Here is a 13684-nt window from a genome sequence, read left to right on the forward strand (position 1 = left end):
GCGTCTCGAAGGATGCACGGCCACCAGCCGGGCCATCGATCCTTCGAGACGCCTGCTACGCAGGCTCCTCAGGATGACGGCGATACGGCAATGCTTGCTGCTCAAATCCCGAGATACTTGTGCTGCAGCTCCGGCTCGGCGACCAGCTGTTCGCTGGTGCCGCTCCACACGGTGCGGCCGCGCTCGATGATGTAATGGCGGTCGGCGATGCGGGCGAGGTTTCCGACGTTCTTGTCGATCACCAGCACCGACTGCCCGCGCTCCTTCAGCATCGACAGGCAGCTCCAGATCTCGTCGCGGATCAGGGGCGCAAGACCCTCGGTCGCCTCGTCGAGGATCAGCAATTTCGGATTGGTCATCAGCGCGCGGCCGATCGCCAGCATCTGCTGCTCGCCGCCGGACAGCGTGACGCCCATATTGTTCGTGCGTTCGGCGAGCCGCGGAAACAGCGCGTGGATCTTGTCGATGGTCCAAGGATCGGAGGCACTGAAGCGATTGCCTGACGCGGCGACGAGATTTTCGCGCACCGTGAGGTTCGGGAAGATCTGGCGGCCTTCGGGCACCAGGCCGATCCCGAGCTTCGCTATCTTGTAGGACGGCAGGCCGCGCACCGCCTCGCCGGCGAAGCGGATGGCGCCTGACCGCGCCGGCGTCAGGCCCATGATCGAGCGGATCGTCGTGGTCTTGCCCATGCCATTGCGGCCCATCAGCGCGACCATCTCGCCCGACTTGATCTGGAGCGACAGGCCGAACAGCACCTGGCTCAGCCCGTAGCAGGTCTCGATGCCATCCACTTCAAGCAGGGTTTCAGCCGTTTTGGTATTAGCCATCCTGGTCTCAGCCATGGCGCGTCACCGCATGCTGTTCGCCGAGATAGGCGCGCTTGACCTCGTCGTGCTTGCGGATCGCGTCCGGCACGTCGCAGGCGATGACGCGGCCATAAACCAAGACCGTGATGCGGTCGGCCAGCGCGAACACCGCCTCCATGTCGTGCTCGACCAGCACGATGGTGACTTCCTTGCGCAGCTCCTTCAGCAGCGCAACCATCCGCGTCGATTCGGTGACGCCGAGCCCGGCCATCGGCTCGTCCAGCAGCAACAGCTGCGGCCTGGTGGCGAGCGCGACCGCGAGCTCGAGCTCGCGCTGCTCGCCATGGCTCAATTGCGACACCACGATATCGGCGCGCGTGCCGAGGCCGACGCGCTCCAGCGCCGCGCGCGCGGACTCGCGCAGATGCCGCTCCTTGCGCGCATTGCCCCAGAAGCGGAACGAGTGGCCGTCATGCGCCTGCGCCGCCAGCGCGACATTGTCGATCGCGGAAAAATCCTTCAGCAGCGAGGTGATCTGGAACGAGCGCGCCAGCCCGAGGCGGCTGCGCTTGTAGGACGGCAGGTTTGTCACGTCGCGGCCTGCGAAGCGGATGGTGCCGGAGTTCGGCATCACCTGCCCGGTGAGCTGGCTGATCAGCGTGGTCTTGCCGGCGCCGTTGGGGCCGATGATGGCGTGCAACTCGCCCGGCACCACCTCCATCGAGAGGTTGTCGGTCGCGGTGATGCCGCCGAAGCGGCGGACCAGATTGTCGACGCGGAGCAAGGGATCAGGCAAGGAATCAACCACGGCGCATCCTCCCGAGCAGGCCCATGATGCCGCCGCGCGCGAACAGCACGATCAGGAGCAGCACCGGGCCCAGGATCAGCCCCGAATATTCGGTGAACTGCGATAGCAGCTCCTCGAGCAGGAGATAGACGATCGCGCCGATGACGGGACCGAACAGCGAGCCCATGCCGCCGAGGATCACCATCACCATGAGATCGCCGGAGCGCGTCCAGTACATCACGGCGGGGCTGACGAAATCGGTGTTGTTGGCCAGCAGCGCGCCGGCCAGGCCGCAGATCGTGCCTGATATCACGAAACAGACCAAGCGGTAGCGATTGGCATGGAAACCGATCGCCTGCATGCGCTGCTCGTTGGAGCGGACGCCCTGCACCACGAGGCCGAAGCGCGAATTGACGATGCGCCAGATCAGATAAAGGCCACCGAACAGGCAGGCCAGGCAGAGGTAATAGAACTGGTTGCGATCCGACAGGTTGATCAGACCGGCGAAATCGCTGCGCTTGTAGACGGTGAGCCCGTCGTCGCCGCCGTAGCGCGACAGCGCGGAGGCGATGTAGTAGGCCATCTGCGCAAAGGCCAGCGTGATCATGATGAAGTAGACGCCGCGGGTGCGCAGCGAGAGCGCGCCGATCAGCAGCGCAAACAGCGCCGAGACGGCGAGCGCCACCGGCCACTGGATGAAGCCGGAGCCGACCCCCTCGGCGGCGAGGATGCCGACGGCATAGCCGCCGATGCCGAGATAGGCGGCGTGGCCAAAGCTCATCATGCCGCCATAGCCCATGATCAGATTGAGGCTCGCGGCGGCGAGCGCGAAGATCACGATCCGGGTGAACAGCGTGAGGATGAAGATATTGCCCGTGACCGCCGAATAGAACGGCAGCAGCATCAGGGCGGCACACATCAGCGCCGCGACCGCATTGGAGACGTTGAGCTTTCGCATCATCGTTTGGCCGCCGGGAACAGCCCCTCGGGCCGCAGCACAAGGATGATGGCCATCAGGAGGTAGATCAGCATCGAGGACAGCGCCGGCGCCGCGGTGGACGCCGCCGCCCCGCTTAGCACCTTGCGCAGCAGGTCCGGCAGGAAGGCGCGGCCCATCGTGTCGATGATGCCGACGAAGATCGCGGCCATGAACGCGCCGCGGATCGAGCCGATGCCGCCGATCACGATGATGACGAAGGCCAGGATCAGGATGTTCTCGCCCATGCCGATCTGCACGGTGAGGATCGGTGCCTGCATCAGCCCGGCGAGGCCGGCGAGCGCCGCGCCAAGGCCGAACACCAGCGTGAACAGCAGCTTGATGTTGATGCCGAGCGCCCCGATCATCTCGCGGTTGGAGGCCCCGGCGCGGATCAGCATGCCGATGCGGGTACGCATCACGACGAGATAGAGCATTGCTGCGACCGCCAGCGCGACCACGATGATCATGAGGCGGTAGGCCGGATAGTAAACGCCGGGAATGATCTGCACCGGCACGGTGAGCCAGGCCGGCAGCGGCAGCGCGAGGCCCGCCGGGCCCCAGATCAGCCGGACGGCGTCGTTGAAGAACAGGATCAGACCGAACGTCGCCAGCACCTGGTCGAGATGGTCGCGGCCATAGAGATGCCTGAGCGCGACATATTCCAGCGCGATGCCGAGCAGCAGCGTGGCGCCCAGCGCCATCAGCGCGCCGAGCACGAAGCTACCGGTCCAGGCCACGAAGGTCGCCGCGAAATAGGCGCCCATCATGTAGAGCGAGCCGTGCGCCAGATTGACGAAGTCCATGATGCCGAACACCAGCGTCAGCCCGGCCGCCAGCAGGAACAGCAGGAGGCCGAATTGCAGGCCGTTCAGCAGTTGTTCGACGACGAGATACATGGATCCTTCATACCGGGCTGAAACAAAACAGCGGCAGCGCAAGCACGCCGCCGCATTGCACATTGCGGGTTCTCCCTCGCCCCGCTCTTGCGGGGAGGGGTTGGGGTGAGGGGCTCTTTCCGCAAACCGAATGCCGGGAAAGAGCCCCTCACCCAATCGCTTCGCGATTGACCTCTCCCCGCAAGAGCGGGGCGAGGTAAAGAGAAGCAAGCCGCGCGCCAAAAAGACGCCCGACAATCACTTCATCGGACACTTGTCGTGGAAGCGGTCCTGGTCGTCCTTGACGATGGTCGCGACCGTCTTCAGCGAGAGCTGGCCCTCGGCGTCCTTGACCACGTCCTGCAGATAGAAGTTCTGGATCGGAATGTGGTTGTTGCCGTACTTGAACGGACCGCGCACCGATTTGAAGTTCACCTTCTCCATCTCGGCCTTCATCGCGTCCTTCTTCGTCAGGTCGCCCTTCACCGCGACCACGGCGCTGTTGATCAGGTTGGCAGCGTCGTAGGACTGGGCGCCGTAGAAGGTCGGCCGCAGGCCCGGATACTTCTTGCGGTAGTCGGCGACGAACTTCTTGTTCTCCTCGTTGGGCAGGTCGTTGACCCATTGCTGCGCGCCGGGAACGCCGAGCGCATTGTCCTTCTGCAACGGCAGCGACAATTCGTCGATGGTGAAGGCGGTGTAGAGCGGAATCTGCTGCTTGATGCCGGCCTGCGCATACTGGTTCAGGAACTGCACGCCGGCCGCGCCCGGATAGAACACGAAGATCGACTCGGCCTTGGAGTTCTTCGCCTTGGTGAGCTCGGCGGAGAAGTCGAGCTGGCTCGGCCACACCGTATATTCCTCGCCGACGACCTGGCCCTTGAACGTGCTCTTGACGCCGGCCAGCATGTCCTTGCCCGCGGCGTAGTTCGGGCCGATCAGGAACACCGACTTGACGCCCTTCTGGTTCATGTAGGTGCCGACCGCTTGCGGGGTCTGGTCGTTCTGCCAGGAGGTCGAGAACACGTAAGGCGAGCACAGTTCGCCGGCGAGCTGCGACGGACCGGCATTGGCCGAGATCAGGAAGGTCTTGGAATCGACCGCGGTCTTCAGCGACGCCAGCAGCACGTTCGACCAGATGTAGCCGACGATGAAGTCGACCTTGTCGGACTGCACCAGCTTCTCGGTCTTCTGCTTGCCGACATCCGGCTTCTGCTGGTCGTCCTCGTAGATCACCTCGACCGGCTTGCCGTCGATCTTGCGGCCGAGATGGTCGAGCGCGAGCTCGAAGGAATTGCGCATGTCGTTGCCGATCACGGCGGTCGGACCGCTGAAGGTCGAGACGAAGCCGATCTTGACGCTGTCAGCCGCCATCGCGGGCTGCGCCAGCGCCATAGCCATGGCGCCTGCCAGCCAAAATGCCTTTTTCATATTCACTCCCCTCCTCAACCAAAGATCCCACGAGGCTCGATCACGAGGGCCCGGGGGGTCACGCTTTGCGCGCGTCGTTCTGTGACGTATTTTGTGCGCGATATCGCAAGTCTGCAGCAAGCATGAACCGACGGCGCTGACTTAGAACCTTCGGCGCATACCCCAGCACCTTGCATCATAATTCGTCTAAATCGACCATGGCAAGAAATATAATGCCGGTTGCGTGGGCAACGATTGTCGCAGGCACCGGCCTTCCGCAACGACCCACGCCCGCACTGCAGCAGGCTTTAACGATCCGGTAAAGCACCCGGAAACCACAGGCCGGCAAGCGCCTGCGGGCTTCATGGTCCGGAAAGCATCCCTGGCCGACGCTGCCGCCAAAGGGGTGCGTCACATGCTGAATTACATCTTCGGCTTCAATGCCCGGATGGGCCGACTGGCTTTCTTCTTCTGCACCTTCGTGGTGGGCCTCGGCTTTATGATGTTGGTCTACGGCGTCACCGGCAACGCACCGGCGAGCGGCAGTATGGACGTGCTGCTGGCGCAGGCATCGAGCAACTCCGTGCTGGTCATTGCCTTCTACGGCATGCTCGTCATCTGCTTCATGCTGCAATCGATGCGGGTGCGCGACATGGGCTGGGATCCGGTCTGCGTGATGGCGGCATGGATCGCCCTCCTCGTGCTCGACAGGGCGATTGCCGGACGATTTCCCGAATATGCGCTGACCTATCAGCACACCGAAACGGTGGTCGGCGCCGCCGTCAATGGCGCAATGAACATCGTCCTGCTGGTCTGGCGGAGCGGCGGCTATTACGAAGAAGCCCCGCCATCGCCGCGCGAGACCGGCGATGGTCTGTTTGAAAGACGCAGTACGCCGGCCGCAGGCGGTAGCCGCGTCGCACGGATCGCCAACGGCGAGTTCGGCGGCAAGACGCGGTAGCAGCCGTCGTCGCGACAGCAGGGACCCATAACCACAGGATCAGATTGTTGAAGAGCGCTGGGGCCCCAGCGACCAAGACGATTCCCATTGGTGGTTATGGGTCCCGGATCGCGCGGAGCCTGTCATCGGGCGGCGCTTCGCGCCGACCCGTTGGCTTGTCCGGGACGACGCGGAATTTGCCGCGCGATCACTGAGCCAAAGGCTGGCGGCGAGGGCCGATTACCCCTTGTCCACCGCCCATTCGGCGCCGTCGATCGCATAGGACGCGTGGCGGAAATCCCTGATCGTCGCAACCTTGTCGGCCGACCAGTCGAGCAGCATGAACGATCGCGGCGGCGCGTCCAGAGCGGTCGGGTCGAACACCAAGATCGCGGGCCGTCCCTCGACCTGTCCGGTCACCAGGTGCCAGTCGTCGATCTTCGAATAATTGCCGAAGTAGCGCGACACCTCGGCCTTGCCGTTCAGCCGCGTGCGGTTAACGAGCTCGAGCCTGATGTCATCGGCGATCATGGCGCGGATGGCGTCGAAGTCACGGGCGTTGAAATGGCTGACATAGGCGTTGAGCCTGACGCGATCGGCCGGCGACAGGCCGGGCCGCGGCGCGTCGTCCGGCTCGCTGGCAAACTCGCGCAGCTGCGTGCGTCCACGGTGCAGCGCGGCCTTCACCGCGGGCAGGCTGAAATCCATGATGCCGCAGATCTCCTGCAGCGAGCAGCCGAGCACGTCCATCAGGATCACGCTGGAACGCTGCGCCACCGGCAAGCGCATGAAGGTGCGCAGGCTGGTCGCGGCGATCTCGCGGCGGCCCAAATCATCGAGCTCTCCGGCCATCATGTCCACCTCCTCCGGCGCGTGGAGCGCTTCCTGGCGGTTGCGCCGCCTGAGGAAATCGAGCGCGGTGTTGTGCGCGATCCGGAACAGCCAGGCTTGCGGATTCTGGATCGGCGCGGCGGACCCGAAGGCTTCCACCGCCTTGATCAGCGCGTCCTGCAGCACATCCTCGCCGTCGATGACGGATCCGACCATGCGGGCGCAGTAGCGATGCAGCCTCGGCCGCATCGCCGCCAACAGCGTGTCGACGTCGGTCGCGGCCGGCGCTTGGTGTGGTGACGTCATGATGGCTCCGCCAGATCGGTGCACTGCCCGCCGGTTCACGGCTCATCCAGCATACGATAATTCCCGACAATCACCGCACTGCGAACCAGCGGCGGCTCGGCGCAACGATCGCGGATGCCGTCCTGGAACGCCTGGAACGCGGCCAGTTTCGGGATCGGGCTCGAACCGTCCTCGGCCGTGGTCTCGACCATGTGGATGAAGGTATCGTCCTCCAGCCGCAGGGTCAGATAGCGCACGCCGTCGGGCCTCGCCGCCTTCAGCTCGGCGAACACGGCCGACACCAGCGCGGCATTCTTCTCCGCCATCTCCGGCTTCGCCTTGTACCTGATCAGGGTCCGTCTCATCGCAGCCTCCTTGGCCTGGTTCTGCGGCCTGAACCGGCCGCCTCAGACCCAAGGACGTTCGCGAACCGCCAAAGGATGCGGTCCGGCAAAAATAAACTTCGGCCGCATCCTTTGCCCGTTCCGGTTCGTCCTTGCCGGCGAAGCGCGCCGCAATCTCGCGGCATGGCAACGGAGAACGACCATGCAGACCCCTCAGCAGCGCGCCGAACAGCGCTGGGTGCTCGGCCTCACCGCGCTGGCATCCTTCATGATGGCGCTCGACGCCATGATCATGACCACGGCCTTCGCCACCATCCGCGCCGATTTCGGAAGCGCCGTGGAGACGCTGCAATGGACCGTCAATGCCTTCAACCTGACCTTCGCGGTGCTGCTCCTGACCGGCGCGGCGCTCGGCGACCGTTTCGGGCGGCGCAGGATGTTCGCGGCCGGGATCGGCCTGTTCGTCGTGGCGTCGGCGGCCTGCGCGCTGGCCGGCAACGCCGCGGCCCTGATCGCCGCCCGCGCCCTGCAGGGCGCGGGCGCGGCACTGGTGATGCCGCTGGCGATGGCGATCCTGAGCGGCGCGTTCGGCCGGGAGGAGCGCCCCCGCGCGCTCGGCATTTTCAGCGGCATCACCGGATGCGCGCTGATCATAGGTCCCGCGATCGGCGGCTTCATCACCGAGCATCTCGGCTGGCGCTGGATTTTCTGGATCAACTTGCCGGTCGGCCTGATCGCGATCGCCCTTGTGATCACGCGCCTGCGCGAAAGTTTTGGGCCGACGGCGCCGCTCGACATCACCGGCCTCACGCTGGTCGCGCTCGCGGCGCTGGCGCTGGTCTGGGGCCTGCTGCGCGGCAACGGCGTCGGCTGGGCCAGCGCGGAAGTGACGGGCGCGCTGATCGCCGGCGTCGCGCTGGCGGCGCTGTTCGTGCTGTGGGAGCTGCGTGCCACAAGCCCGATGGTGCCGATGCGGCTGTTCGCGGCACGGCCGTTTGCGTCAGGCATGGCCGCAAGCGTGCTGTTCTACGCCGCGATGTATGGCGTGCTGTTCCTGCTGCCGCAGTTCCTGCAGATCGCGCTCGGCTTCGACGCCTTCGGCGCCGGGCTTCGTCTGCTGCCGTGGACGGCGACGCTGTTCGTCACCGCGCCGATCGCCGGCGCCGCGGTCAACCGGTTCGGCGAGCGCACGCTGGTCGTCACCGGCCTGCTGATGCAGGCGATCGGGCTCGGCTGGATCAGCGAGATCGTGAGCCCCGCAGTGCCCTATTCGGCGCTGGTCGCGCCGCTGGTGCTCGCCGGCGTCGGCGTATCGATGGCGATGCCGGCCGCGCAGAACGCGGTGCTGGGTGCGGTCGCCGTCAGCGAGATGGGCAAGGCGTCGGGCGTCTTCAACATGGGCCGCTTCCTCGGCGGCATGTTCGGTATCGCGGCGCTGGTGGCGAGCTTCTCCGCCAATGGCGCAGCCGATTCATCCGGTCATTTCACCAACGGATTCGCGTCGGCGATGAGCCTTGCCGCAACGCTGTCATTCGCCGGCGCGGTCGCAGGACTGTTCCTGCCGATGCGGCGGCGGGCCGTGGCCGCGGCCGCGCCGCAGGATGCGTGAAGCTTGCGGCGATTGGGTTTTGCTATCGGGCGATCAGGCATTTCGTGTTGGAATGGGGCTGCGAATGAATACATAATCAAACGAAGAAGCCGTTCGAAACCGGGAGCGACATCAGATGACGCAAGCGCCGGCCAAACCTCATCGCGTGGTGATCGTCGGCGCCGGCTTCGGCGGCCTGGAAGCCGCTTTCGGTCTCAGAGGGGCGCCGGTCGAGATCACGCTGATCGACCGTCGCAACCACCATCTGTTCCAGCCGCTGCTCTATCAGGTCGCGACCGCTTCGCTTGCCACCAGCGAGATCGCCTGGCCGATCCGCTATCTCTTGCGCGACCGGCCCGAGGTGACGACGCTGTTCGCCAATGTCTGCGGCATCGACGCCACGGCGAAGCAGGTGCAGCTCGACGACGGCGGCAGCATTCCCTACGACACGCTGGTCCTCGCCACCGGCGCCCGCCACGCCTATTTCGGCCACGACGAATGGGAGCCGTTCGCGCCCGGCCTGAAGACGCTGGAGGACGCGACGACGCTGCGGCGGCGTATCCTGGTCGCCTTCGAGCGCGCCGAGCGCGAGACCGATCCGGACAAGCGCGCGGCGCTGCTGACCTTCGTCATCATCGGCGCCGGGCCGACCGGCGTCGAGATGGCCGGCACCATCGCCGACCTCGCCAAGGACACGCTGCCGCAAGACTTTCGTCACATCGACACGCGCAAGGCGCGCGTGGTGCTGATCGAGGCCGGCCCGCGCGTGCTGGCCGGATTTCCCGACGATCTCTCGGCCTATGCGCAGGCGTCGCTGGAAAAGCTCGGCGTCGAGGTGATGCTGGGCGAGCCGGTCACCGAATGCTCGGCCGACGGCGTGGTGTTCGGCGGCAAGAGGCTGGAGGCGCGCACCATCGTCTGGGCCGCCGGCGTGCGCGCCTCGCGCGCCGCCGAGTGGCTGAACGCGCCGGCCGATCGCGCCCATCGGCTGCAGGTCGAGCCGGATCTGACCGTGCCCGGCCATCCCGATGTCTTCGCCGTCGGCGACACCGTCACGATCAAGGACCCCGACGGCAATCCGGTGCCCGGCATCGCTCCGGCCGCCAAGCAGGAGGGGCGCTATGTCGCCGCGCTGATCAAGGCCCGGCTCGACGGCAAGACGCTGCCGCCGTTCCGCTACAAGCATGCCGGCAGCCTCGCCCAGATCGGCAAGAAGAAGGCGGTGATCGATTTCGGCTGGCTCAAGCTGCGCGGCTCGCTGGCATGGTGGATCTGGGGCCTCGCCCACATCTACTTCCTGATCGGCGTGCGCCATCGGATTGCGGTGGCGATGAACTGGCTCTGGATCCACACCCGCGACCAGCGCGCAGCACGGCTGATCACGCAAGGCAGCAGCAAGGTCGCGCAGTAGGTGACTCGGCACTGCGCTATCCTGTTATCCGTCATCCCCGCGCAAAGGCTCCGCCTTTGTCGCTGGAGGAGCGCGGCACGCGCGTCTCGAAGGATCGACGGCCCCGCTAGTGGCCGTGCATCCTTCGAGGCTCGCCCAGCGCCGCAATTTGCGCCGCAAGGCTCGCACCTCATCGGGATGACGGATAACAATCTGTCTTAGCCTCTCAGCGCTGTACGCATTCTCACCCCATCACCTGGTGCGGCGAGCGGCCGAACGCGGCCTTGAAGGCGCGGCTGAAATGCGAGACGTCGCTGAAGCCGAAGCTCAGCGCAACATCGGTGACATGACTGAAGCGCCGCTCGGCCAGCGCCTGATAGGCGGCGGCGAGGCGCTGCTGCCAGAGCCAGCGGATCGGCGTCGTGCCTTCGCGCGCAAACAGGCGATTGAGCGTGCGCGGCGCCAAGTTGTGCGCCGTGGCGATCGCATCGAGATCGAGCCCAGGATCGTCGAGATTGGCCAGCATGTAGGCCTTGACCCGCGCCAGCCGTTCGTCGCCGCGCTGTGGCCCTTCGTCCGTCAGCTCGGTCTGCAGCGTGGTTGCGAAAATATCGAGCGCCGCCGCGCCAAGCCGTATCGCCGCAGGTCCGGCCGCGTCATCGAGCCGCGTCAGCCGGCGGATCAGCGATCCCGCCAGCGCTCCCACTTTCGACGCGTTGCCGACCCGCCGCGCCGTCAGGCGCTGCGCATCCGGCAGGCGCACGAGCAGCAGCGGCCGCGGGATCGACACCATGATCGCGCGCGCGCTCGGGGCGAATTCGAGCGTGAACGGCTGCGCCTGGTCATGCAGCATCAGATCGCCCCGGCGCATGCGCACGTCGCGGCCGCCCTGGGCAAAGCTGACCTCGCCGCGCAGCGTGAGCCACAGCATGAAATAGTCGCGCGGATCCCTGCGGACGTCGCTCGCGCTGCGCATCACCCGGATGCGGTCGGCGGCCGGCGTCGAAGACCAGATGTCGTTGATGGCCAGCGGGCCGAGATGGCGGATCGAGATCGATGCCTGGAACGCCTCGTCGGCGACGCGGCGGCATTCGGTCAGCGAGAATTCGCGGCAGGTGACGTGATGCCAGCGGTCGAAACTGTCACCCGGCGCGACAAGCGTTTGCGCGACGACTGTGTGATCTGGGGTCTGCATCGGACCTTGCTCCCGCCCAACCCGGCAGCGCGACATTCTGCGTCCAGCCCTCCCTTCTGGCAAGCAGAGACCAGCGACTGGCCGGCGCAGCCAAGAACGATCGCGGGAACCGGCGTAGAAATTGTCTCTCACCAGGAGGAGACACCACATGGGCTACCAATGCGAAACCATCGATCCGGCGCGAACCGTCATGATCGTCGTCGACATGCAGAACGATTTCGTGGCCGAGGGCGCCAAGCTGCGTTCGGCGCAGGCCGCCGCCATGGTGCCACGGCTGGCGCAGACCCTGAAGGCCTGCCGGGACAAGGGCATCCGCGTCATCTACACCGCGCATGTGCATCGCCGCGACGGCAGCGACATGGGGCTCTATGACGATCTCTATTCGCCGATCGCCGACCGGTCGTCGCTGGTCGACGGCAGCGAGGGCGTCGAGATCTTCAACGACCTCGCCCCCGCCCCCGGCGAGCACGTCATCAAGAAGCACCGCTACAGCGCGTTCTTCGCCACCGATCTCGATCTCATCCTGCGTGAATGGGGCATCACCACGGTGATCATCTCGGGGACCACGACCGAGAACTGCTGCCACGCCACCGCGCGCGACGCCATGTTCCACAATTACAAGGTCGTCTTCCTGTCGGACGCGACCGGCACGTTCGACTATCCCGATGTCGGCCAGGGCGCGCTGTCCGCCGACGAAGTACACCGCGCCACGCTGACGATCCTCGCATTCTCAACGGCACATGTGATGACGGCGGCCGAGATGCTGGCGCGGGTGAAGGTGGCGGGCTCGAAGGCGGCGTAGCGAGTTCACGAACAGCGCATCGCACATTCGGTCCGCCTCTCCCCTTGTGGGAGAGGCCGGAACGCATGAAGCGAAGCGCAATGCGATCCGGGTGAGGGGTTGCGGTCTCTCCGGTCCGTACGCCGCGTGGAGAGATACCCCTCACCCCAGCCCTCTCCCACAAGGGGAGAGGGAGCGCAGCAGCATTCGCGGCGAAGAGCTCACTTCACCAGTGAGCAGCCGCCATCGGCCAGCGGGCGGAACGCCTGGTCGGCCGGGATGGTCGCGATCAGCTTGTAATAGTCGTAGGGGTACTTCGACTCCTCCGGCTTCTTCACCTCGAACAGATACATCGGATGGATGACGCGGCCGTCCTGGCGGATCGTGGTGTCGCCGAACAGCTTGTCCTTGCCCTTGAAGGTCTTCATCTGCGGCACCACCGCCTTGGCGTCGTCGCTGCCGGTGGCGGCAACCGCGTTGAGGTAGGCGAGCGTCGAGGCGTAGACGCCGGCCTGGTTGCCGCTCGGCATCTTGCCGTTCATACCGGGACGGGCGGCGAAGCGCTTTGCGAACGCGCGGGTGTCGTCGTTCATGTCCCAGTAGAAGGCTTCCAGCAGCTGCAGGCCCTGCGCGACCTTCAGGCCCATGCCGTGGATGTCGTTCACGAACAGCAGGAACGCCACCATGGTCTGGCCGCCCTGCTGGATGCCGAACTCGGCCGCCTGCTTCACCGCGTTGATGGTGTCGCCGCCGGCATTGGCAAGCCCGATCACTTTTGCTTTCGAGCTCTGCGCCTGCAGCAGGAACGACGCGAAGTCCGAGGTGCCGAGCGGATGCTTGCTCGAGCCCAAAACCTTGCCGCCGTGCTTCTCGATGTAGTTGGTCGCCTCGGCCTCAATGCCTTTGCCGAGGGCATAGTCGACGGTCACAAAGTACCAATCCTTGCCGCCACGCTGCATCATCGCGGCCGCGGTCGTGTTGCCGGTGGCCCAGGCGTCGTTGACCCATTGAATGGTGTTCGGCGAGCAGGCCTTGCCGGTGAGATCGGAGCTCGCGGTCGACGACGCCAGGAACGTCATCCTTGAGTCGCGCAGGATGGTGTTGATGGCGAGCCCGACCGCCGAGTTCGGCACGTCGACGATGGCATCGACGCCTTCGACATCGAGCCATTTGCGCGCGATCGCAGAGCCCACGTCGGCCTTGTTCTGGTGATCGGCATAGACGATCTCGACCTTGATGCCCTTGCCGCCACCGCCAAAATCTTCCGCGGCCATGCGCGCGGCTTCCACCGAACCCATGCCGTTGGTGTCCTGGAAGATGCCGGAAATGTCGTTGAGCACCCCGACGCGGACCACGTCGCCGGAAATCTCCGCGCGTGCGCTGCCCGCGGCGCAGGCCAGTGCCAGCGCAAGTCCAATCCTAGATCGCCCAACCCCGAAGCCCCTCATCGTCTCCCTCCCATGTTTCCTC

At 65.6% G+C, this 13684-nt stretch carries 13 protein-coding genes; 4 read left to right on the forward strand and 9 right to left on the reverse strand.

Going from position 1 to position 13684, the window contains the following annotated elements; genetic code table 11:
• Nucleotides 1–101 precede the first annotated feature (101 nt).
• The 5 genes from ACVMIH_RS24080 to ACVMIH_RS24100 form a co-directional block, all read right to left on the reverse strand.
• Entirely contained in the window at nucleotides 102–830 is a 729-nt protein-coding gene (locus ACVMIH_RS24080) for an ABC transporter ATP-binding protein (protein WP_456863548.1), read from the reverse strand.
• A gap of 7 nt (nucleotides 831–837) precedes the next feature.
• Nucleotides 838–1605 (reverse strand): ABC transporter ATP-binding protein, encoded by a 768-nt coding sequence (locus tag ACVMIH_RS24085; protein ID WP_456866542.1) that lies wholly within the window; start codon nucleotides 1603–1605, stop codon nucleotides 838–840.
• Between the two features lie 4 nt (nucleotides 1606–1609).
• Complete coding sequence (locus ACVMIH_RS24090) at nucleotides 1610–2557, reverse strand: branched-chain amino acid ABC transporter permease (RefSeq protein ID WP_456782798.1); 948 nt, start codon at nucleotides 2555–2557, stop codon at nucleotides 1610–1612.
• Nucleotides 2554–3471: a branched-chain amino acid ABC transporter permease gene (locus ACVMIH_RS24095; RefSeq protein ID WP_057019470.1), complete on the reverse strand. Its 918-nt coding sequence runs from the start codon at nucleotides 3469–3471 to the stop codon at nucleotides 2554–2556. The genes ACVMIH_RS24090 and ACVMIH_RS24095 overlap by 4 nt, the downstream gene beginning before the upstream one ends.
• A 237-nt stretch (nucleotides 3472–3708) precedes the next feature.
• A complete protein-coding gene (locus tag ACVMIH_RS24100; RefSeq protein WP_168859335.1) occupies nucleotides 3709–4881 on the reverse strand; it encodes an ABC transporter substrate-binding protein in 1173 nt (390 codons plus the stop codon).
• Between the two features lie 223 nt (nucleotides 4882–5104).
• Between ACVMIH_RS24100 and ACVMIH_RS24105 the strand changes: the two genes are divergently transcribed.
• Entirely contained in the window at nucleotides 5105–5821 is a 717-nt protein-coding gene (locus ACVMIH_RS24105; protein ID WP_456863551.1) for a hypothetical protein, read from the forward strand.
• A 219-nt stretch (nucleotides 5822–6040) separates the two neighbouring features.
• Here the strand turns inward: ACVMIH_RS24105 and ACVMIH_RS24110 are convergent, their stop codons facing one another.
• Nucleotides 6041–6937 carry a sigma-70 family RNA polymerase sigma factor gene (locus ACVMIH_RS24110; protein WP_253638518.1) on the reverse strand — a complete coding sequence of 299 codons (897 nt, stop codon included), beginning with the start codon at nucleotides 6935–6937 and terminating at the stop codon, nucleotides 6041–6043.
• A 35-nt stretch (nucleotides 6938–6972) separates the two neighbouring features.
• A complete protein-coding gene (locus ACVMIH_RS24115) occupies nucleotides 6973–7281 on the reverse strand; it encodes a hypothetical protein (protein ID WP_057019474.1) in 309 nt (102 codons plus the stop codon).
• Between the two features lie 181 nt (nucleotides 7282–7462).
• Between ACVMIH_RS24115 and ACVMIH_RS24120 the strand changes: the two genes are divergently transcribed.
• Both ACVMIH_RS24120 and ACVMIH_RS24125 read left to right on the forward strand, forming a co-directional pair.
• A complete protein-coding gene (locus tag ACVMIH_RS24120; RefSeq protein ID WP_456863554.1) occupies nucleotides 7463–8869 on the forward strand; it encodes a DHA2 family efflux MFS transporter permease subunit in 1407 nt (468 codons plus the stop codon).
• A 115-nt stretch (nucleotides 8870–8984) separates the two neighbouring features.
• Nucleotides 8985–10259, forward strand: coding sequence for an NAD(P)/FAD-dependent oxidoreductase (locus ACVMIH_RS24125; RefSeq protein ID WP_456863557.1), 1275 nt, complete (start codon nucleotides 8985–8987; stop codon nucleotides 10257–10259).
• A 223-nt stretch (nucleotides 10260–10482) separates the two neighbouring features.
• Here the strand turns inward: ACVMIH_RS24125 and ACVMIH_RS24130 are convergent, their stop codons facing one another.
• The gene (locus ACVMIH_RS24130; protein WP_229189668.1) at nucleotides 10483–11433 is read right to left on the reverse strand and encodes an AraC-like ligand-binding domain-containing protein; all 951 of its coding nucleotides are present in this window, start codon (nucleotides 11431–11433) and stop codon (nucleotides 10483–10485) included.
• A 148-nt stretch (nucleotides 11434–11581) separates the two neighbouring features.
• On the opposite strand from ACVMIH_RS24130, the gene ACVMIH_RS24135 reads away from it, so the two are divergent.
• Nucleotides 11582–12235, forward strand: coding sequence for an isochorismatase family protein (locus ACVMIH_RS24135; RefSeq protein WP_076831037.1), 654 nt, complete (start codon nucleotides 11582–11584; stop codon nucleotides 12233–12235).
• A gap of 200 nt (nucleotides 12236–12435) precedes the next feature.
• Here the strand turns inward: ACVMIH_RS24135 and ACVMIH_RS24140 are convergent, their stop codons facing one another.
• Nucleotides 12436–13662 carry an ABC transporter substrate-binding protein gene (locus ACVMIH_RS24140; RefSeq protein ID WP_316396571.1) on the reverse strand — a complete coding sequence of 409 codons (1227 nt, stop codon included), beginning with the start codon at nucleotides 13660–13662 and terminating at the stop codon, nucleotides 12436–12438.
• Nucleotides 13663–13684 lie beyond the last annotated feature (22 nt).

It is taken from the genome of Bradyrhizobium sp. USDA 4503, from assembly GCF_054055815.1.

Bases quoted from the DNA above. Each gene is read 5' to 3' on its own strand.
- ACVMIH_RS24080 (WP_456863548.1), bottom strand. From the start codon at position 830: ATGGCTAATACCAAAACGGCTGAAACCCTGCTTGAAGTGGATGGCATC.
- ACVMIH_RS24090 (WP_456782798.1), bottom strand. From the start codon at position 2,557: ATGATGCGAAAGCTCAACGTCTCCAATGCGGTCGCGGCGCTGATGTGT.
- ACVMIH_RS24095 (WP_057019470.1), bottom strand. From the start codon at position 3,471: ATGTATCTCGTCGTCGAACAACTGCTGAACGGCCTGCAATTCGGCCTC.
- ACVMIH_RS24100 (WP_168859335.1), bottom strand. From the start codon at position 4,881: ATGAAAAAGGCATTTTGGCTGGCAGGCGCCATGGCTATGGCGCTGGCG.
- ACVMIH_RS24110 (WP_253638518.1), bottom strand. From the start codon at position 6,937: ATGACGTCACCACACCAAGCGCCGGCCGCGACCGACGTCGACACGCTG.
- ACVMIH_RS24115 (WP_057019474.1), bottom strand. From the start codon at position 7,281: ATGAGACGGACCCTGATCAGGTACAAGGCGAAGCCGGAGATGGCGGAG.
- ACVMIH_RS24120 (WP_456863554.1), top strand. From the start codon at position 7,463: ATGCAGACCCCTCAGCAGCGCGCCGAACAGCGCTGGGTGCTCGGCCTC.
- ACVMIH_RS24125 (WP_456863557.1), top strand. From the start codon at position 8,985: ATGACGCAAGCGCCGGCCAAACCTCATCGCGTGGTGATCGTCGGCGCC.
- ACVMIH_RS24130 (WP_229189668.1), bottom strand. From the start codon at position 11,433: ATGCAGACCCCAGATCACACAGTCGTCGCGCAAACGCTTGTCGCGCCG.
- ACVMIH_RS24135 (WP_076831037.1), top strand. From the start codon at position 11,582: ATGGGCTACCAATGCGAAACCATCGATCCGGCGCGAACCGTCATGATC.
- ACVMIH_RS24140 (WP_316396571.1), bottom strand. From the start codon at position 13,662: ATGAGGGGCTTCGGGGTTGGGCGATCTAGGATTGGACTTGCGCTGGCA.